An 18,981-nucleotide genomic window follows, 5' to 3' on the forward strand; every position below is an offset into this window, starting at 1 on the left:
CCCGTTATCCTGCAGGGCGAATGTCAAATCATTGCCGGGCAGTTGCGACGAAGACGCAGGGAGGGGGGAGGCGTTATGTTTTGAGTCTGATGGATACGCTGGCCGCGGTGAAAATTGCTGCAATGCAGGACAAAATAGCGACAGTGGCAGCGCGATAATCTGCACCACCTGAATCAATGCCGCTTCCTGCGCCGCTTTGGGCGAAAACAGTATGGTTTCGTGCTGTCAGTTCACGTACACTGGCCACAGCCATGCCTACGCGGTATTCATGGTTTTTTATTTCTTTAGGTACACCGATAATCATGCTATCCCTCGACTATCGATTGGTGGTTTATGTTGCAAGCTAGTTTTGCAACATTTGCGCCTTGCATATTCAGGTATTGACAGGATTTGTGACCATAATTATAAAATGACTGGTGATTCTTACCAAAAAATAGCCAAAGGATGGAATAAATGATGGAAGCTAAGAGTCGGCTAAAGGATTTGGACAGGATTGACCGCAACATTCTGAATGAGCTGCAAAAGGATGGCAGAATTTCGAACGTTGAGTTGTCCAAACGAGTTGGCCTGAGTCCTACACCGTGTCTGGAACGGGTTCGTCGCCTCGAGCGACAAGGGTATATCGAAGGGTATGCCGCCATTCTGAACCCTCATTATCTGGACGCGTCTCTGCTGGTATTCGTGGAAATTACCCTCAATCGCGGTGCCCCCGATGTGTTTGAACAGTTCAACAAGGCTGTTCAGGTGCTCGAGGAGATCCAGGAGTGCCATCTGGTCTCCGGCGATTTCGACTATCTGCTCAAGACCCGAGTCAGCGACATGTCGGCCTATCGCCGTCTGCTGGGGGAAACCCTGCTGCGTCTGCCCGGTGTCAACGACACTCGCACCTATGTGGTGATGGAAGAGGTCAAACAGAGCAGTCGTCTGGTGATCAGCACCCGTTGAGTCGGGTTATGCTGTGGCTTGCCAGCCTTGCGACAAGTCACGACATTCAGAAACGAGCGGCCGGTCCGCTCGTTTCTTCTTATCGAGTCGGTTGTGAATATGGCCGCCACGCCAGGCACTGGCTGACAACCGGTGGGCTTTTCAGGGATACTAGGCCCCCTTATCCCCCTGCATTACATGTTTTCAGAAAGGAGCCGGAGTTTGGCCGATAAAAAGCTGTTTACTCCTTTATCAGGTACACAACGGATCTTCGAAGCCGTCTTGATCGCCATCACTCTGATGGCTGCCTATCTCTTGCTTGCCCTGTTGTCCTACCACCCCGCCGATCCCGGTTGGTCCCAGACCTCCTGGCAAGGGGAGGTGAAAAACCTCGCCGGCAGCGCGGGGGCCTGGCTCGCCGACATCACCATGTTTACCTTCGGGGCGTTTTCCTATCTGGTTCCTCCCCTGGTCGTGCTGCTGGGCTGGAGCCTGTTCTGGCGCCCAAGCCGCCTGCTCGATGTGGATTACCTCACCCTGTCGGTGCGCATCGTCGGCTTCGTGCTGACCGTGCTCGGCATGTCCGCCATCGCCAGCATGAACTTCAATGATCTGCAGAATTTTTCCGCCGGCGGCTTGGTGGGGGACGTGATCTCCTCCGCCGTGGTGCCGCTGTTTGGCGGGGTCGGTGCCAACCTGATGCTGCTCTGCTTTGTGGCCACCGGCATCACCCTGTTCACCGGCTGGTCCTGGCTGACCATCGTCGAGCGGATCGGCGCCGCCTGCACCGGTTCGGTCAGCGCCGTTTACCATTTTCCCACCACCCTCGGCCGCTGGTTGACCGGTGGTTGGCGCCAGCCTCGGGTTGAGGGACCGGATCCCTTGCTGGAAGGGGGCGTGGGTGCCATCGAGCTCGATGATGAGGAAGATGAGCCGCACTCCAGCTGGACCCGTCGTCCCAAGGAGAAGGCCAGCGCCAAGAGCCAGAAGGCCAAGTCCGATGAGTGGCTGCCCGAACTTGATGAGGATACCTTCCAGTTCGACCCGCAGTTTGACGATGAAGATGACGAGCCGGCCCCCGTGGCCAAGGCCAAGCGAGCAGCCACCAACGGCGCTCGTCGTCAGCCTGCCCTGGTCACGGCCGATGACGAGGACGATGATCTCGACCTGCCCTGGGCGGAAGGGGATGAGGAGGCGCCTGCGCCGGCGGCTCCGACGCCCAGCAAGCCCAAGCGCCGTCTGCAACCTGGGCTGCCCCCCTTGCCCAGCATCGAGCTGCTGGACCGTCCGCCCGCCAAGACCCAGATGATGAGCAAGGACGAGCTGGAGCGCATGGGCCGGCTGGTGGAGGCGAAACTGGCCGATTACAACGTGCAGGCCAAGGTGGTGGGCGTCTATCCGGGCCCCGTCATCACCCGTTTCGAGCTGGATCTGGCGCCTGGCATGAAGGCGAGCAAGATCACCAACCTCTCCCGCGATCTGGCCCGCTCTCTGTCGGCCAGCAGCGTGCGGGTGGTGGAAGTGATCCCGGGCAAGACGTTCGTCGGGATCGAGCTGCCCAACCGGGTGCGTCAGACCGTCTACCTGCGCGAGACCCTCGACTGCGAGGCGTTCTCGGGCAGCCGCAACCCGCTCACCATGGGGCTGGGTCAGGACATCGCCGGCGAACCCGTGGTGGTTAACCTCGCCAAGATGCCCCACCTGCTGGTGGCCGGTACCACCGGCTCCGGTAAGTCGGTGGGGGTGAACACCATGATCATCTCCATGCTCTACAAGTCGACGCCGGACGATCTGCGCTTCATCATGATCGACCCCAAGATGCTGGAGCTGTCGGTCTACGAGGGGATCCCCCATCTGCTGACCGAGGTGGTGACCGACATGAAGGACGCCGCCAACGCCCTGCGCTGGTGCGTGGGCGAGATGGAGCGTCGCTACAAGCTGATGTCGGCGGTGGGGGTGCGCAACCTCAAGGGCTACAACGACAAGGTGCTGGCGGCCATCGAGGAGGGGGAACCCCTGCTGGATCCGCTGTGGCGTCCGGGCGACTCCATGGATCAGATGCCGCCTGAGCTGGAAAAACTGCCCCACATAGTCGTGGTGGTGGACGAGTTTGCCGACATGATGATGATCGTCGGTAAGAAGGTGGAGGAGCTGATCGCCCGTATCGCCCAGAAGGCGCGGGCGGCCGGTATCCACCTGATCCTCGCGACCCAGCGTCCGTCGGTGGATGTCATTACCGGTCTCATCAAGGCCAACATCCCGACCCGTATCTCGTTCCAGGTGTCGAGCAAGATCGACTCCCGTACCATCATCGATCAGGGCGGCGCCGAATCCCTGCTTGGCATGGGCGACATGCTCTACATGCCGGCCGGTACCTCCAATCCGACCCGGGTGCACGGCGCCTTTGTCGATGACCACGAGGTGCACAAGGTGGTGGCGGACTGGAAACTGCGCGGCGAGCCGAACTACATCGAGGAGATCCTCTCCGGTGAATCCGGCGGCGAGGGCGGCAGCGGCGAATATGGCGGTGGTGACGACGAAGAGCTCGACCCCCTGTTCGACGAGGCGGTGGCCTTCGTGGTGGAATCGCGCCGCGGCTCGACCTCCAGCGTGCAGCGCAAGTTCAAGATTGGTTACAACCGGGCGGCCCGTCTCATCGAGCAGATGGAAAACCAGGGCATCGTCAGCGCCCCGGGCGGCAATGGTCAGCGCGATGTGCTGGCCCCGCCACCGGTACGGGACTAAGCCTCACCCCTCTATCATCCTGGCCATGCCCCCTGTGGGCGTGGCCTTTTATCGAGATAGCCGTTATGAAAAGCGTGATGAAAAAACAACTGTTGATGGGCACTGTGCTGCTGGTTGCCAGCAGCCAGGTGTGGGCCGACGCGGCCAGCGATCTCAAGCAGAAGCTGGCGGGGGTGAGCCTCTTCTCCGCCAAGTTTGCCCAGACCGTCTATGACAGCAAGGGCAAGGAGCTGCAGCGCGCCGGTGGCGATCTGCTGGTGCAGCGCCCCAATCGCTTCAACTGGCACACCACCTCGCCGGACGAGAGCCTGATCGTGGCCGATGGCAAGGATGTCTGGGTCTATGATCCCTTCGTCGAGCAGGTGACTGCCCTCAAGATGAAGGATGCGGTGCTCAACACCCCCTTCGTGCTGATCGCCGGCAACGACAACAGCCTCTGGAAGAACTATGACGTGACCCAGGAAGGGGATGTCTACACCGTCACCAGTCGCAACCAGGACGAGCTGATCGCCTCTTTCCGCATCACCTTCGACAGGCAGAACAACATCAGCCGCTTCGACGTGAAAGAGGCCCAGGGCCAGTGGAGCGAGTTCACCCTGAGCAACTTCAACCGCAAGCCGGTGCTCAAGGGCAACGAATTTGTCTTCAAAATCCCCAAGGGGGTCGCGCTGGACGATCAGCGCTGATGAGCAGGCGGTCGCTGGATTTCTGGTCGGTCCGTCTGTCAATGGCGACGGACATGACGCTGGGGGTCAACACAGATGAGTAACCTCTTGTTGGATGTCTGGTCGGGCCGTTTTTCCATGGCGGTCTGCGTGATACGGAACGGTCAATACAGATGAGCAACTTGTCGCTGGATTTCTCGTCGGACTTTCGTCCGCTGGCGGCCCGGATGCGGCCGCAAACCCTCGAGCAGTATATCGGTCAGCAACATATCCTGGGGCCTGACAAGCCCCTGCGCAAAGCGATCCTGGCCGGCCACTGCCACTCCATGATCCTGTGGGGGCCTCCCGGCACCGGCAAGACCACGCTGGCCGAGTTGATGGCCCACTACTGCCAGGCCGAGGTCGAGCGGCTCTCGGCGGTCACCTCCGGCATCAAGGAGATCCGCGCCGCCATCGACAAGGCCAAGGAGAACAGCTGGCGCGGGGTGCGCACCATCCTGTTCGTGGACGAGGTGCACCGTTTCAACAAGAGCCAGCAGGACGTGTTCCTGCCTCACATCGAAGACGGCACCATCACCTTCATCGGCGCCACCACCGAAAACCCCTCGTTCGAACTCAACAACGCGCTGCTCTCCCGAGCCAGGGTCTATCTGCTCAAGCGACTGGAGGAGGAGGACATCCTCACCCTGATCGATCAGGCGATGCAGGACGCTCGCGGGCTCAATGATCCGGCGCTGACCTTCGCCCCCGGGGTGAAGGAAGCGCTGGCCAAGGCGGTGGATGGGGATGGGCGCAAGTCTCTCAACTACCTGGAGCTGCTGGCCGACATGGCCGAGCCCGACGGCAGCGGCCAGAAGCTTATCGACAGCACCCTGCTGGCCGCCGTGGTGGGGGAGCACGTGGCGCGCTTCGACAAGGGGGGCGATCACTTCTACGACCTCATCTCGGCGGTGCACAAGTCCATTCGTGGCTCGGCGCCGGATGCGGCGCTCTACTGGTATGCCCGCATGGTGAGCGCCGGTTGCGATCCGCTCTATATTGCGCGCCGGCTGCTGGCGATTGCCTCCGAGGATGTGGGCAATGCTGACCCCCGTGCCATGCAGGTGGCGCTCTCGGCCTGGGATTGTTTCCACCGCATCGGACCGGCGGAAGGGGAGCGGGCCATCGCCCAGGCGATCGTCTATCTCGCCTGCGCGCCCAAGAGCAATGCGGTCTACACCGCCTGGAAGGCGGCGCTTCACGATGCCAAGAACCTGCCGGACTTCGAGGTGCCGCCGCACCTGCGCAACGCACCGACCAAGCTGATGAGCGAGCTGGGCTATGGCGCCGAGTACCGTTACGCCCACGACGAGCCAGGTGCCTATGCCGCCGGCGAGCAGTACTTCCCGCCCGAGCTGGCCGGCAAGCAGTACTATCAGCCCACCGATCGCGGTCTTGAGAAGCAGATTGGCCAGAAGCTCGACTATCTGCATGAGCTGGATCGGCAGAGCCCGCGGCAACGGGACAAATAGTGATGCAATGGTGGCTGGTAGCGAGCCTCTCCCGGGTCTGTGTTGCCGGGTTGCGCGTTAATTGGTCAGCTGATTTGATCCAGGTCGTCATCCCCCGGAAAACAGGGCAAAACGGGCGCAATAGTCCCTGTTCGGGCGGGGGGGCGGTCTGATACACTGGCCCTCTGACCCCGCTTGTCTTGGCCTGGTGCCATCTTCTTGATTTCGAAGGCCTGCTCACCATAGGCCCGATTCTGAAAGACGACAGGGGTGCGCCAACCGATGTTAACTTCCGGATCTGTTTTCCAGCCCGTCATGATGACTCAGGCCCAGATCCCATTTTAAAAAAGTAGGTAAACCATGCTGGATCCCAAATATCTGCGCAGCGATATCGCCGAAGCTGCCGCTCGTCTGGCGACACGTGGCTACGTTCTGGACGTAGCGGCTGTCAATGCTCTGGAAGAGAAACGCAAGGATCTGCAGTCCCGTACTCAGGAGCTGCAGGCCGAGCGCAACGCCCGCTCCAAATCCATCGGTGAGGCTGCCCGTCGCGGCGAAGATGTTGCCCCGCTCAAGGCCGAGGTCACCAAGATCAACGAAGAGCTCGAGGCCAGCAAGGTCGAGCTGGATGCCTTGCTGGCCGAGCTGAAGGTCATCGCGGACGCCATCCCCAACCTGCCGAGCGACACCACCCCGGTCGGTCGTGACGAGAACGACAACGTGGAAGTGCGCCGCTGGGGCACCCCGCGCGAGTTCAGCTTCCCGGTGCGCGATCACATCGATCTGGGTGAAGCGGCCAAGGGCGTTGACTTCAAGAACGGCGTCAAGCTCTCCGGCTCCCGCTTCGTGGTGATGAAGGGCCAGATTGCCCGTCTGCACCGTGCCCTGGCCCAGTTCATGCTGGACCTGCACACCCTGCAGCACGGTTACACCGAGTGCTACGTGCCCTATCTGGTCAACCCGGACAGCCTGTACGGTACCGGCCAGCTGCCGAAGTTCTCCCAGGACCTGTTCAATACCGGCATCGACGGCGAAGGGGAAGAAGAGGGCAAGGTACGCAAGTTCTCCCTGATCCCGACCTCCGAAGTGCCGCTCACCAACATGGCCCGCGACGAGATCTTCGACGAGCAGGAACTGCCCATCAAGATGACCGCCCACAGCCCCTGCTTCCGTTCCGAAGCCGGCTCCTACGGTCGTGACACCCGTGGCCTCATCCGCATGCACCAGTTCGACAAGGTCGAGATGGTCCAGCTGGTGCACCCGGAGAAATCCTGGGAAGCGCTGGAAGAGATGGCGGGTCACGCCGAGAAGGTGCTGCAACTGCTGGAGCTGCCGTATCGCGTGATGGCGCTCTCCACCGGTGACATGGGCTTCTGCGCCGCCAAGACCTACGATCTGGAAGTGTGGCTGCCGGCCCAGAACACCTACCGCGAGATCTCCTCCGTCTCCAACTGCACCGACTTCCAGGCGCGCCGCATGCAGGCTCGCGTGCGCATCGATGGCAAGCCGCAGCTGCTGCACACCCTGAATGGCTCCGGTCTGGCAGTGGGTCGCACCCTGGTGGCGGTGATCGAGAACTACCAGCAGGAAGACGGCCGCATCGCCATCCCGGCGGCGCTGCAATCCTACATGGGTGGCCTGACCCACATCGGGTAAGCGTTCATTGCAGACGACAACGCCATGGCATGCCATGGCGTTGTGCATTCTGGCGTCGGTCAACCGTTTCAATGGGCCGTGAATGCGCTGGTTCGCCGCCTGTTTGAACCGTTAACACATTTTTATCAAGCATTGCGCAATCGTTTTTGTTAGACTGCGCCGCAATTTCGCAGGACATCTTTTTCTATGGTCTGGATTGATTACGCCATCATCGGCATCGTCGGTTTCTCTGCTCTCATCAGCCTGGTGCGCGGCTTCGTCAAGGAGGCCATGTCCCTTGTCACCTGGTTCGTCGCCTTCTTCATCGCCAGCCATTTCTATTCGGATCTCGCCATCTACTTCACCTCGTTCAGCGACCCGCTGGTGCGCAACGGCCTGGCCATCGCCGCCCTGTTCGTGGCGACCCTGATCCTCGGCAGCGTGGTGAACTACGTGGTGGGGCTGCTGGTGGACAAGACGGGGCTGTCCGGCACCGATCGGGTGCTTGGCATCTGTTTTGGCGCTATTCGCGGGGTACTGATCGTCAGTGCCCTGCTTTTTTTCATGGATACCTTCACCAACCTCTCCCAGAGTGACTGGTGGACGGCGTCCAAGCTGGTGCCCGAGTTCAAGCCGGTCATCCAGTGGTTTTTCGGGTTCATGCTGAACTCATCGAGTTTTCTTAAACAGGTATAGTGACTTCGAGGTAGCAAAGACATGTGTGGTATTGTCGGTATAGTTGGCACCACCCCCGTCAATCAGGCCCTCTACGACGCCTTGACGGTGTTGCAGCACAGGGGACAGGATGCCGCCGGGATCGTGACCATTGACAGTGGAAACTTCCGGCAACGCAAGGCCAACGGCCTGGTGAAGGACGTGTTTGAAGTGCGTCACATGCAGCGCTTGAAAGGGCATATCGGCATAGGACATGTCAGATATCCCACCGCAGGCAGCTCCAGTGCCGCTGAAGCCCAACCTTTTTACGTGAACTCCCCCTACGGCATGGTGCTGGCCCACAACGGCAACCTCACCAACGCCAAGGAGCTCAAGGAGCAGCAGTTCAAGGTGGCCCGTCGCCACATCAACACCACCTCGGACTCCGAGGTGCTGCTGAACGTGCTGGCGCACGAGCTGGATCTCTGCGACAAGATGGCGCTGCGCCCGGAAGACATCTTCTCGGCGGTACGCAAGGTGCACCAGCAGATCCGCGGCGCCTATGCCGTGGTCTCCCTGGTGATCGGCCACGGTCTCATCGGTTTTCGCGACCCCAACGGCATTCGCCCGCTGATCCTGGGCCGCCGGGTCGACGAGCAGGGGCAGGTGGAGTACATGCTCGCCTCCGAGAGCGTGGCGCTTGACGCCATCGGTTTCGAGACGGTGCGCGACGTCGCGCCGGGGGAGGCCATCTACATCACCGAGCAGGGCCAGCTCTTCTCCGAGCAGTGTGCGGAGAACCCGCAGATGAGCTCCTGTATCTTCGAATACGTCTACTTCGCTCGTCCTGACTCCTGTATCGACAAGGTGTCGGTCTATGCCGCCCGCCTCAACATGGGTCGCAAGCTGGGTCAGAAGATTGCCCGCGAGTGGGAAGATCTCGACGTGGACGTGGTCATCCCCATCCCCGAGACCTCCTGCGACGTGGCGCTGGAGATCGCCCACACCCTGGATCTGCCGTACCGGCAGGGCTTCGTGAAGAACCGTTACATCGGCCGTACCTTCATCATGCCGGGCCAGACCCAGCGCAAGAAGTCGGTGCGCCGCAAGCTCAATGCCATCAGCTCCGAGTTCAAGGGCAAGAAGGTGTTGCTGGTGGACGACTCAATCGTGCGCGGGACCACTTCCGAGCAGATCATCCAGATGGCCCGTGAAGCGGGGGCAGCCAAGGTCTACTTTGCCTCGGCGGCGCCGGAAATTCGCTTCCCCAACGTCTACGGCATCGACATGCCCACCGCCAACGAGCTGATCGCCCATGGCCGGGAAGTGGAAGAGGTGTGCAAGCTGATTGGCGCCGACGGCCTCATTTTCCAGGATCTGGAAGATCTGGAAGCGGCGGTGCGGGAGATCAACCCCGAGCTGCGCCACTTCGAGACCTCGGTGTTCAACGGTCACTACGTCACCTCCGACGTGGATCAATCCTACCTCGACCACCTCAACGCCATGCGCAGCGATGACAACAAGGCGGTGCGCGAGTGGCAGGAAGGTACCAGCAACCTGGAAATTTTTAACGAAGGAAGTTAAACGTTTTCCACGCTGACGTGTTGCAACGAGATGGGGGCCTTGGCCCCCATTGTTGTTTCCGCTCGCTGAAAAGGGCTCGCATCTGCTTGAAAAAGCAGCGTTTGTATCCGCAGCTATGGGCAGTGGCGGCGGGATCCGCTAGCATGGGCCGCCGCCGTATCAACCCGAACAGACGAGAATTCAGATGGATGACCTGCTAGCCCCCGTGCGCCAGTTTTTGCACTGCGAGACCCCGGATGCGTGGATCGAGATGGCGCGGGATCCCGCCTGGTTGCCGACCCTGCTCATCGATCACGCCAACTGCGAGAACAAGGCCGCGCTCACCGCCCACAGCCTGGTGCGCCGCTACTGCCTGCCCAAGGGCAAGCGTCATCTGTTGCCCAAGCTGGAGTTCTATCGGGAGCTGGACGCGATTCCGGAGAAAGCCGAGATCCTGGGCAAGCGCAGCATGGGGGAGTCTGATCGCACCGTGTTCGAGGAGCTCTCCCGCAATCCGCTGCTGTTTCCCATGGTGCGGCTCATTCAGGAGGAGCTGCACCACTTCGAGCAGGTGCTGGAGATCATGCAGGCCCGCGACATTCCTTACGGCCCGGTGACCGCCTCCCGCTATGCCCGCAACCTGATGCAGCATGTGCGTACCCACGAGCCCGCCACCATCGTCGACAAGCTGATCATCGGCGCCTATATCGAGGCGCGCTCCTGCGAGCGGTTTGCCAAGCTGGCGCCCCATCTGGACGAGGAGCTGGGCCGTTTCTACGTCTCCCTGCTGCGCTCCGAGGCGCGCCACTACCAGGACTATCTGGCACTGGCCGAGCAATATGCGGGGGAGGACATCAGTGAACGGGTGGCCTTCTTCGGCCAGGTGGAGGCGGAGCTGATCCGCTCGCCGGATCCGCAGTTCCGGTTCCATAGCGGTCTTCCTGTCAGATCTGACAGTTGTTGACGGGCAGGGCGCTGCCTACCATTGCAGCGTTCCTACTACGAGCGACGCATTCATTTTTGAGCGCAATTCCCGGCCCCTGAGCCGGGATTTTTTTGTCTCTTTTTCAGGCGCGACAACGGCGGGCAAGGGCCGGCGGCGAGCCGCCGGGCGCGGATCAGCGGCGGTATTCGTTGTTGTAGTTCTGAATGAGGCGCCGGGTCACCTCGTGCTGGGGATCGGCGAACACCTTGAGGGTCTTGCCGCGCTCCACCACCCGCCCTTCGTGCATCACCAGCACCTCGTCGCTGATGTGGCTCACCACCCCCAGATCGTTGGCCACCAGCACATAGCTCAGCCCCATGGTCTCCTGCATCTCCAGCAGCAGGTTGATGATCTGCGAGCGCACCGAGATATCCAGGGTAGAGAGCGCCTCGTCGGCCACCACGATCTTGGGGTTGAGGATCAGCGCCCGGGCCAGCGCCACTCGCTGCTGCTGACCGGCGGAGAGCATCTGCGGATAGAAGAGGGCGTGGTCCGCCAGCATGCCCACCATGCGCAGGGTCTGCACCACCTTGTCGCGGCGCTCCTCCTCGGTCATCTCGGTGTTGAGGCGCAGCGGCGTCTCCAGGATCTGGCCGACCCGGATCTTGCGGTTGAGGGAGGAGTTGGGGTCCTGGAAGATCATCCGCAGCAGCTTGCAGCGGGTCTGATAGTCACCGTGGATCATCGGCTGCCCCTCGATGGCGATCTCGCCACCGCTCGGCTCTATCATGCCCGCCAGAATGCGAGCCAGGGTGCTCTTGCCGGAGCCGGCCTCGCCAACGATGGCCAGGGTCTGGCCCACCTCGAGATCAAAGGAGAGCGGCTTGATGGCTTCCACCGCCCGGCGTCGAAACAGGCCGGTGCGGTTCTGATAGGTCTTGCACAGGCCCCTGACCTGCAACAGGGAGGGTTCGATCACTGTCCTGGCTCCTTGGTGAGAGGGCATGCTGCCACGCTCTGATACGGGATTGAATTCACTTTTTGGGCTCTTCCATGTTCAACGGGAAGTGGCAGCTGAACTGGTGCCCCTTGATCTTGCTCATCAGCGGGGTCTGCACGCACTGCTTCTGGGCATAAGGGCAGCGGGGGCCGAGCCGGCAACCGATGGGCAGGTGCTGCAGCGGCGGAATGACGCCGGGCAGGGTTTCGAGGCGCGACTTGTGGCGCACCAGCTTGTCAAAGTCGGGGATCGACTTGAGCAGCGCATCGGTATAGGGGTGGTGTGGCGTCTCCAGGATCTGCTCCCGGGTGCCCACCTCCACCATCTGGCCGCAATACATCACGTTGATGGTGTCGGTCAGGTTGGCGATGGCGGCGATGTCGTTGCTGATGATGAGGATGGTGGTGTTGCCCAGCTTGTTCATCTTGTCGAGCAGCCGCAGGATCTGCGAATGGGTGGTGGACTCCATGGCACTGGTAGGCTCGTCCGCCACCAGCAGGCGCGGCTGGTTGGCGATGGCCATGGCGATCATCACCTTCTGGCACATGCCGTCCGACAGCTCGTGAGGGTAGGCTCGCATCACCTTGCGGTGATCCTTGACGCCGACCCGGTGCAGCAAGGCGATGGCCTTCTTCTTGCGCCACTGGAAGCGCTGCCAGAACTGCCCCTCGAAGGAGTCGGTCGGGATCGCCTCTTCCAGCTGGGTGCCGATCTCCTCGGAGGGGTCGAGACAGCTGATGGGGTCCTGGAAGATCATGGCGATCTCGCGGCCCATGATGCGGCGCCGCTCGCGGGGCGCCATGGTCAGCAAGTCCATGTCGTTGAAGCGCATTCGGTCGGCGCGCACAGTCCAGTTGTCCTTCTGGATGCCGACGATCACCTTGGCCACCAGGCTCTTGCCGGAGCCGGATTCGCCCACCAGGCCGCGGATCTCCCCCTCGGCCAGGGTCAGGCTCACCTTGTCTACCGCCTTGACCTTGCCCTGCGGGGTGTCGATCTCGATGGTGAGGTTGCGTATGTCGAGCAGAGGCATCAGTCGTTCCCCTCTTTGAGTGCTTCGCGAATGCCTTCGCCAACCAGCGATGGGTTGACCTGCACGCAGTACAGGAATTGGCGGGGGACAAGGGTGAGCATGCCTATCTTGGGCACAGAGCATTGCATCAGTCATTCCCTTCTTTGAGTGCTTCGCGAATGCCTTCACCCACCAGATTGGTGACCAGCACGCTGAACAGGATGGCCATGCCCGGCAGGGTCACGGTCCAGGGGGCGAGATAGATGAGATCGCTCGAGTCGGCCAGCATGGCGCCCCATTCCGGTTGTGGTGACTGGGCGCCGAGGCCGAGAAAGCCCACCGCCGAGATGTCGAGGATGGCTGCCGACAGGGTGCGGGTGGTCTGGGCCACCAGGGTTTCGACGATGTTTGGCAAAATGGCCAGCCGCATGATCCGCAAGGGGGGTGAGCCGTCGAGCCGGCTGGCGATGATGTACTCCTTCTGCATCTCGGTGTGGACCGCGTTGTAGGTGGCCCGGATGAAGGGAGGGATCAGCGCCAGGGTGATGGCGATCAGGGTGTTGAACAGACCCGGCCCCAGGATAGCCACCATGATGATGGCCAGCAGCAGGGAGGGGATGGAGAGCAGGGTATCGAGCAGGTGGTGCAGCACGCTCGACTTGAGCCCCTTGCTCATGCCGCCGAGGATGCCGATGGCGGTACCCGCCACCATGGCGATCACCACCACCAGCAGGGCGTTGCCAAAGGTGAACCTGGCGCCCACCACCAGCCGGGAGAGGATGTCGCGGCCCAGATCGTCGGTACCGAGGAAATAATCGATGTTGCCGCTGTTGGCCCAGGAGGGGGCCAGCAGCAAGCGGGCGCTGTGCTGCTCGTCGATGCCGTAGGGCACCACCAGCGGGCCGAACAGGGTGATGAGCAGCAGGATCACGAAGCACCAGAGCCCTGCCATCGCCAGCGGATTGCGGCGATAGGAGGCCCAGGTCTGCTCCAGCGGCGAGAGGATCTTGAGCTCGGGGTAGAGGCTAGTCTTGTCTTGCATAGGATTCCTGGCTCCGGGTCATGCCATGAGCACGTTCAGTCTTGTTTTGCATAGAGTTCTTTGCGCCGCGCCGGGTAGATAATGGTGGTGAGCAGCTCGGTGCTGACGCTGATGAAGATGACGAAGCTGGCCACCACCAGGGTGGCACCGCGGATGGCGGCGTAATCCTGCAGGGCGATGCTGTTGATGAGCCAGCGGCCGATGCCGTGCCACTCGAACACCACCTCGGTGATCATGGCGGAGGTGAGCACGCTGCCCAGCTGCAGGCCCAGCAGCGGCAGCACCGGCGGCAGGGCGTTCTTGAGGCCGTGACGCCAGACGATCTGGCGACGGGAGAGGCCGCGGCTGGCCGCTGCCTTGATGTAGTTCTGCTTCATCACGTCGATGAGGGAGCTGCGCACGTGGCGGATCACCTCGGTGGTGGGCACCACCGCCAGCACCAGCGAGGGCAGGATCAGGTGGCGCAGGGCGTCGTGCAGGGCGGCCTGGCGCCAGGGCTCGTGACTCATCAGCACGTCGATGAGGGCGATGCCGGTGATGGAGGGCACGTCATAGAGCAGGCTGATCTGGCCGGAGGCGGGCAGCCAGCCCAGATCCAGCGAGAAGAACATCACCACCAGCAGTGCCAGCCAGAACACCGGCACCGCGTAGCCGATGAGGCCGGCGGTCATGATGGTGAGATCGAGCGGCTTGCCCTGGGAGAGGGCCGCCAGGGTGCCGAGCGGAATGCCCACCAGCAGCGAGATGGCGAAAGCCGCCACGCAGAGGATCAGGGTGGCGGGGAAGTAGTGACGGATCTCGTCCAATACCGGCAGGCCGGAGACGCTGGAGAGCCCCAGATCCCCGTCCAGAATGCGACGCAGGAAGTCGGGGTAGCCGCTCCAGAAGCTGGCCTGCTGGCCGATGAGGCGCACGTCCAGCAGGTAGGCGACGAAGGTCAGCGCCAGCAGGGTGATGAGCAGCAGATTGATGCGACGCAGGATATAGAGAAACATGCTTACTCCCGATAGGCCTGGTTGAAGACGGTGCCGCCAAAGGGCATCAGGGAGAGCCCCTCGATGTCGCTGCGGCTGACCTGGGTGCGCAGGGCATGGGCCAGCGGGATCAGCGGCATCTGCTCATTGAGCAGGGTCTGGGCGTAGTAATAGTTGCGCAGCCTGAATGCCAGCTGGGGCGTGGTCACCGCGTCGTCCAGCAGCTGATCAAACGCCGGGCTGCACCAGCGGCTGTAGTTGTTGCCGCGCTCGACGGCGGCGCAGCTCAGCAGCTGGCGAAAGAAGTTGTCCGGGTCGGCGTTGTCGGCAATCCAGCCGCTGAGCAGACTGTCGTACTGGCCCTGGGCGAGGCGGGCCTCGATGACCGGCCACTCCTGCTGCACGATTTTGAGCTTGATGCCGATCTTGGCCAGATCGCTTCGCATCAGCTGGGCGGTTTTGAGGGCATCCGGGTTGTAGGCACGGGAGCCCGGCTGCACCAGCACCTGCATCTCGAACCCTTGCTCCAGCCCTGCCTCCTTGAGCAGCTGGCGCGCCCGCTTGAGGTCCGGCTGGCGCATCGGCAGGGAGGGGTTGTAACCCCAGGAGAGCGGCGGCAGCAGGCTGTTGGCGGGCTGGCCCGTCTCGAAATAGACCGCCTGCAGCAGGTTGTCGATGTTGATGGCGCTGGCGATGGCCTGGCGTACCTGCACCTTGTTGAACGGCGCCTTGCGGGTATTGAGGGCGAGGAAGGCGACGTTCATGCCGGACTGTACCGCCAGGCTGAGGTCGGGATCCTGGTCGATCACCGACAGCTGGCTGGCGGAGGGGGTGCTCATCACGTCGCACTCGCCGGTCAGCAGCTTGGCCAGCCGCTTGGACGATTTGGGGGTGATGTCGTAGATGAGCTGTTCAATCTTGGCCTCGCCGCCCCAGTAACCGGGGTGGCGCAGGTAGCGCACGTATTCGTTGTGGCGATACTCCTTGAAGCTGAACGGCCCGGTGCCCACCGGGCGGCTGTCGATGAGCCCCGGGGTACCGGCCTTTTGCAGCTGCCCGGCATATTCGGCGGAGAGCACGATGGCGTAGTCGCTGGCCAGGGTGGCGAGGAAGGAGGCATCCGGCCGGTTCAGCTCGAATACCACCTGATCGGTGCCCTTCTTGTAGACCCGCTTGATCAGCTGATCCAGCCCCAGGCTGTAGAAGTAGGGGTATTCGCCACCGGAGATGTCGTGATAAGGGTGCTGCTTGTCGAGCAGCCGCTGCCAGGTGAACACCACGTCGTCGGCGTTGAGGGGACGAGAGGGGTTGAACCAGGGCGTGTGGTGAAAGGTGACTCCCTTGCGCAGGGTCAGGGTATAGAAGAGGCCGTCTTCGCTGGTGCTCCAACGGGTGGCAAGCCCTCCCTCCAGCGCCAGGGTGTTGGGATTCACCTCCAGCAGACGGTCGTAGAGCGGGCGCGAGCTGGCATCCAGGGTCACCCCGGAATTGGAGACCTGGGGATTGAAGGTCTGGGGGGAGCCTTCGGCACAATAGATGAGTCCCGTCCTGGACGCGTCGTCTTGTTTCTGACAACCGGTGAGCAGCACCAGCATTCCAAGCAGCAAGGGTTTGAGCATTCTCATTGTCGAACCATGTTTTTATACGAAGTTGCCGGCGACGGGGCCGGCAAGGGGTGGGTGCCGCTCTGGGGCAGGCTGCCCGGGTGATTAATCCGCATCGTTGTCACTGTCCAGCAGCTGGTATTTGCGCAGCATGCCGCGGAACTGGTGATAGCTCAGGGCCAGCAGTTGGGCGGCTTTGCGCTGATTATACTGGGATTGCTGCAGCGCTTGCTTGAGTAAATTAATCTCGTAGCCCGTCACCGCCTGTTTGAGATCCAGCGGCAGGGCGGGGGAGTCCGGTGCCACCGCCGGCGCCTGCTCCAGCTGGAGGGGGGGCGTGACCGTCGCCTGGGCCCGGGGGCGCCAGGGGGAATCGAACGGGTTGAGCACCAGCTCGGCCAGCGGCAACTGGGGGTTGCCCTGGCGGTAGATGCTGCGCTCCACCACGTTTTTCAGCTCCCGCACGTTGCCGGGCCAGGGGTAATCCAGCAGCAACTGGGTCGCCTTGCGCGAGAAACCGGCAAACAGCGGATAGCCGAGCTCCCGGGTCATGCCGTGGGCGAAGTGCTCCGCCAGCATCAGAATATCTTCGCGCCGCTCCCGCAGGGGGGGCAGGGTGATGACGTCGAAGGCGAGCCGGTCGAGCAGGTCGTGGCGAAACTGCCCCTTGTCGGCTAGCGCCGGCAGATCCTCGTTGGTGGCGCACACCAGCCGCACATCTACCTTGAGAGCCTTGGCGCCGCCCACCCGCTCGAACTCGCCGTACTCGATGACCCGCAGCAGTTTTTCCTGCACCCGCGCACTGGTGGTGGCCAGCTCGTCAAGGAAGAGGGTGCCGCCGTCGGCTCGTTCGAAGCGGCCCTGGTGGCGCTTGGCGGCGCCGGTGAAAGAGCCCGCCTCGTGGCCGAACAGCTCGGTCTCCAGCAGACTCTCGCTCAAGGTGGCACAGTTGACGGTGACAAAGCTTTGATCCCAGCGCGCCGAGAGATAATGTAGGCGGTGGGCGATGAGCTCCTTGCCGGTCCCCCGTTCGCCGATGATCAGCACGGGCTTGCGCAGCGGCGCCAGGCGGGAGGCCTGCTCAATGATCTCGAGAAATGCGTTGGATTCTCCCAACAGGCTTTCCGTGGCCGTGGTCATAGTCATCCCCGTGAATCGTTGAAAGCTGGTCAATCTTACCAAAAGTTGGTGATTCTAATCATTACTTGTGTGATGCATCTTGAAACTAGACTTATCTGCCCCATATAAATCAACAAGTTAAATTCTGTTCCAGATTGGCACACAAGTTGCCATTGTCAATGGAGAAACAACGTATGCCAACCACAGGAGTACAATCATGAGTATTTTTTCCCGCCTGGCCGACATCATCAATTCCAACCTGACGGCCCTGCTCGACAAGGCAGAAGATCCCCAGAAGATGGTGCGCCTGATCATCCAGGAGATGGAAGACGAGCTGGTGAAGGAGCGCTCCAATCTGGCCCGCTTCCTCGCTAACCAGAAAGAGATTGGCCGCCAGGTCAGCCGCCATCAGGAGCGGGTCGCCGAGTGGCAGGGCAAGGCCGAGCTGGCCCTGAGCAAGGGACGGGAAGACTTGGCCCGCGCCGCCCTTATCGAGAAGAAAAAGCAGGCCGAGCTGGCCGACGGCCTCGAGCGTGAGCAGCAGGCGGTGGACAGCGGTATCGCCAAGCTGGGGGAGGAGATCCGTCAGCTGGAAGCCAAACTGGAAGACGCCCGTGCTCGCCAGAAGGCGATGGCCATTCGCAGCGAAGCGGCCAGCAGCCGTCTCAACGTGCAGAGCCAGGTCGCCCGTGGCGACAGCCAGGCGGTGGTGAGCAAGTTCGAGCGCATGGAGCGTCGCATCGACGAGATGGAGGCCCGCGCCGATCTGGGACAGTCCGACAAGGCGCTGGCCCAGCAGTTTGCCGAACTGGAAGCCGACGATCAGATCAGCAAAGAGCTCGAGGCCATGCGCCAGAAGCTGGGCCAAGGCGATACCACGCCGAAACTGGGGGAGTAACAGATGGAAGATCTGCTGGGTGTATTGATGGTTCCCATGGTGGTCTTCATGGTGGTGGTGGCCCCCATCTGGCTGGTGCTGCACTACCGCGCGAAGGGACGCATTGGCGCCGGTCTTGCCGATGGCGAGCGTGAACAGCTGCAGGGGCTGCTGGTGCGTGCCGAGAAGATGCAGGAGCGGGTGGGCGCCCTGGAGTCGATTCTGGATGCGGAAGTGCCGGGCTGGAGGAACAAGGTATGAGCAGCATCAGTCGTGAAGGGCGCAACCTCTATCGTGACCCCCAGCGCGGCAAGATAGCCGGGGTCTGTGCCGGTCTGGCAGAGTACTTCGGGGTGGAGACTTGGATTGTGCGGCTGCTTGCCATCAGCGGCCTCATCTTCGCCGGCTTCATCACCTTCACCGCCTACGTCGCCGCCTGGTTTCTGCTCGACAAGAAGCCAGTCACCCTCTACGCCCAGGAGGATGCCGACTTTGCCGAGGTGCGGATGAAGGCGCGCAGCTGGCAGGCGGGCGTCACGCCTCATCAGGCCCTTGCCCGCATCGGCCAGGAGCTGGATGGGCTGGAGCCCAGATTGCAGCGCATCGAGAAGCTGGTGACCTCCAAGGAATTTACCCTGCAGCGGGAGTTTCGCAACTTGTAACCCTGAGCGGCGCGATGGCCCCGCCGGCGCGGGCTGGCCTTTGATGGCGGGCACCGCGCCAGGGGGCCATGGCGCGGGGGTGGCAGCGGC

Annotated in this window: 19 protein-coding genes; 11 read left to right on the forward strand and 8 right to left on the reverse strand. The window is 62.0% G+C overall.

The genetic code is table 11. The features are described 5' to 3' along the window. Positions 1 to 73: 73 nt before the first annotated feature. Positions 74 to 304 (reverse strand): alanine dehydrogenase, encoded by a 231-nt coding sequence (locus tag R2E40_RS09480; protein WP_075384527.1) that lies wholly within the window; start codon positions 302 to 304, stop codon positions 74 to 76. 149 nt (positions 305 to 453) lie between these two features. On the opposite strand from R2E40_RS09480, the gene lrp reads away from it, so the two are divergent. The 8 genes from lrp to miaE all read left to right on the forward strand — a co-directional run bounded on the left by lrp (position 454) and on the right by miaE (position 10,640). Then, positions 454 to 945 (forward strand): leucine-responsive transcriptional regulator Lrp, encoded by a 492-nt coding sequence (gene lrp, locus R2E40_RS09485; RefSeq protein ID WP_005300047.1) that lies wholly within the window; start codon positions 454 to 456, stop codon positions 943 to 945. Between the two features lie 201 nt (positions 946 to 1,146). After that, complete coding sequence (locus R2E40_RS09490) at positions 1,147 to 3,669, forward strand: DNA translocase FtsK (protein ID WP_318165308.1); 2,523 nt, start codon at positions 1,147 to 1,149, stop codon at positions 3,667 to 3,669. 77 nt (positions 3,670 to 3,746) lie between these two features. Further along, the gene (lolA, locus tag R2E40_RS09495; RefSeq protein ID WP_011705742.1) at positions 3,747 to 4,355 is read left to right on the forward strand and encodes an outer membrane lipoprotein chaperone LolA; all 609 of its coding nucleotides are present in this window, start codon (positions 3,747 to 3,749) and stop codon (positions 4,353 to 4,355) included. Between the two features lie 152 nt (positions 4,356 to 4,507). After that, positions 4,508 to 5,845 (forward strand): replication-associated recombination protein A, encoded by a 1,338-nt coding sequence (locus tag R2E40_RS09500; protein ID WP_065477836.1) that lies wholly within the window; start codon positions 4,508 to 4,510, stop codon positions 5,843 to 5,845. Positions 5,846 to 6,184: 339 nt separating this feature from the next. After that, entirely contained in the window at positions 6,185 to 7,480 is a 1,296-nt protein-coding gene (gene serS / locus R2E40_RS09505) for a serine--tRNA ligase (protein ID WP_318165309.1), read from the forward strand. Between the two features lie 186 nt (positions 7,481 to 7,666). Beyond that, on the forward strand, positions 7,667 to 8,155 hold the full coding sequence (locus R2E40_RS09510; protein WP_011705745.1) for a CvpA family protein: 489 nt from the start codon (positions 7,667 to 7,669) through the stop codon (positions 8,153 to 8,155). 21 nt (positions 8,156 to 8,176) lie between these two features. Continuing rightward, positions 8,177 to 9,697 (forward strand): amidophosphoribosyltransferase, encoded by a 1,521-nt coding sequence (gene purF / locus R2E40_RS09515; protein WP_011705746.1) that lies wholly within the window; start codon positions 8,177 to 8,179, stop codon positions 9,695 to 9,697. A gap of 184 nt (positions 9,698 to 9,881) precedes the next feature. Next, positions 9,882 to 10,640: a tRNA isopentenyl-2-thiomethyl-A-37 hydroxylase MiaE gene (gene miaE, locus R2E40_RS09520; RefSeq protein WP_017409658.1), complete on the forward strand. Its 759-nt coding sequence runs from the start codon at positions 9,882 to 9,884 to the stop codon at positions 10,638 to 10,640. A 154-nt stretch (positions 10,641 to 10,794) separates the two neighbouring features. Here the strand turns inward: miaE and R2E40_RS09525 are convergent, their stop codons facing one another. The 7 genes from R2E40_RS09525 to pspF all read right to left on the reverse strand — a co-directional run bounded on the left by R2E40_RS09525 (position 10,795) and on the right by pspF (position 17,373). Beyond that, positions 10,795 to 11,580 (reverse strand): ATP-binding cassette domain-containing protein, encoded by a 786-nt coding sequence (locus R2E40_RS09525; protein ID WP_011705748.1) that lies wholly within the window; start codon positions 11,578 to 11,580, stop codon positions 10,795 to 10,797. A gap of 55 nt (positions 11,581 to 11,635) precedes the next feature. Further along, entirely contained in the window at positions 11,636 to 12,634 is a 999-nt protein-coding gene (locus R2E40_RS09530; RefSeq protein WP_005300065.1) for an oligopeptide/dipeptide ABC transporter ATP-binding protein, read from the reverse strand. Continuing rightward, the gene (locus R2E40_RS09535; RefSeq protein ID WP_318165310.1) at positions 12,634 to 12,762 is read right to left on the reverse strand and encodes a hypothetical protein; all 129 of its coding nucleotides are present in this window, start codon (positions 12,760 to 12,762) and stop codon (positions 12,634 to 12,636) included. The genes R2E40_RS09530 and R2E40_RS09535 overlap by 1 nt, the downstream gene beginning before the upstream one ends. Then, positions 12,762 to 13,655: an ABC transporter permease subunit gene (locus R2E40_RS09540; protein ID WP_011705750.1), complete on the reverse strand. Its 894-nt coding sequence runs from the start codon at positions 13,653 to 13,655 to the stop codon at positions 12,762 to 12,764. The genes R2E40_RS09535 and R2E40_RS09540 overlap by 1 nt, the downstream gene beginning before the upstream one ends. A gap of 35 nt (positions 13,656 to 13,690) precedes the next feature. Then, complete coding sequence (locus R2E40_RS09545) at positions 13,691 to 14,650, reverse strand: ABC transporter permease (RefSeq protein WP_011705751.1); 960 nt, start codon at positions 14,648 to 14,650, stop codon at positions 13,691 to 13,693. A gap of 2 nt (positions 14,651 to 14,652) precedes the next feature. Continuing rightward, positions 14,653 to 16,248, reverse strand: a complete 1,596-nt coding sequence (gene sapA, locus R2E40_RS09550; RefSeq protein ID WP_318165545.1) for an ABC transporter substrate-binding protein SapA — start codon at positions 16,246 to 16,248, stop codon at positions 14,653 to 14,655. 90 nt (positions 16,249 to 16,338) lie between these two features. Continuing rightward, positions 16,339 to 17,373 (reverse strand): phage shock protein operon transcriptional activator, encoded by a 1,035-nt coding sequence (pspF, locus tag R2E40_RS09555; RefSeq protein ID WP_318165546.1) that lies wholly within the window; start codon positions 17,371 to 17,373, stop codon positions 16,339 to 16,341. A 196-nt stretch (positions 17,374 to 17,569) separates the two neighbouring features. Between pspF and pspA the strand changes: the two genes are divergently transcribed. Genes pspA through pspC form a run of 3 tightly spaced genes read left to right on the forward strand, consistent with a single transcriptional unit; the run spans position 17,570 to position 18,891 of the window. Beyond that, a complete protein-coding gene (gene pspA, locus R2E40_RS09560; RefSeq protein WP_318165311.1) occupies positions 17,570 to 18,250 on the forward strand; it encodes a phage shock protein PspA in 681 nt (226 codons plus the stop codon). Positions 18,251 to 18,253: 3 nt separating this feature from the next. Continuing rightward, on the forward strand, positions 18,254 to 18,490 hold the full coding sequence (pspB, locus tag R2E40_RS09565) for an envelope stress response membrane protein PspB (protein WP_005300084.1): 237 nt from the start codon (positions 18,254 to 18,256) through the stop codon (positions 18,488 to 18,490). Further along, positions 18,487 to 18,891 (forward strand): envelope stress response membrane protein PspC, encoded by a 405-nt coding sequence (pspC, locus tag R2E40_RS09570; RefSeq protein WP_029301161.1) that lies wholly within the window; start codon positions 18,487 to 18,489, stop codon positions 18,889 to 18,891. Before pspB ends, pspC begins: the two co-directional genes overlap by 4 nt. Positions 18,892 to 18,981 lie beyond the last annotated feature (90 nt).

The organism is Aeromonas sp. CD, assembly GCF_033349375.1.
GTDB classification, from domain to species: domain Bacteria; phylum Pseudomonadota; class Gammaproteobacteria; order Enterobacterales; family Aeromonadaceae; genus Aeromonas; species Aeromonas hydrophila.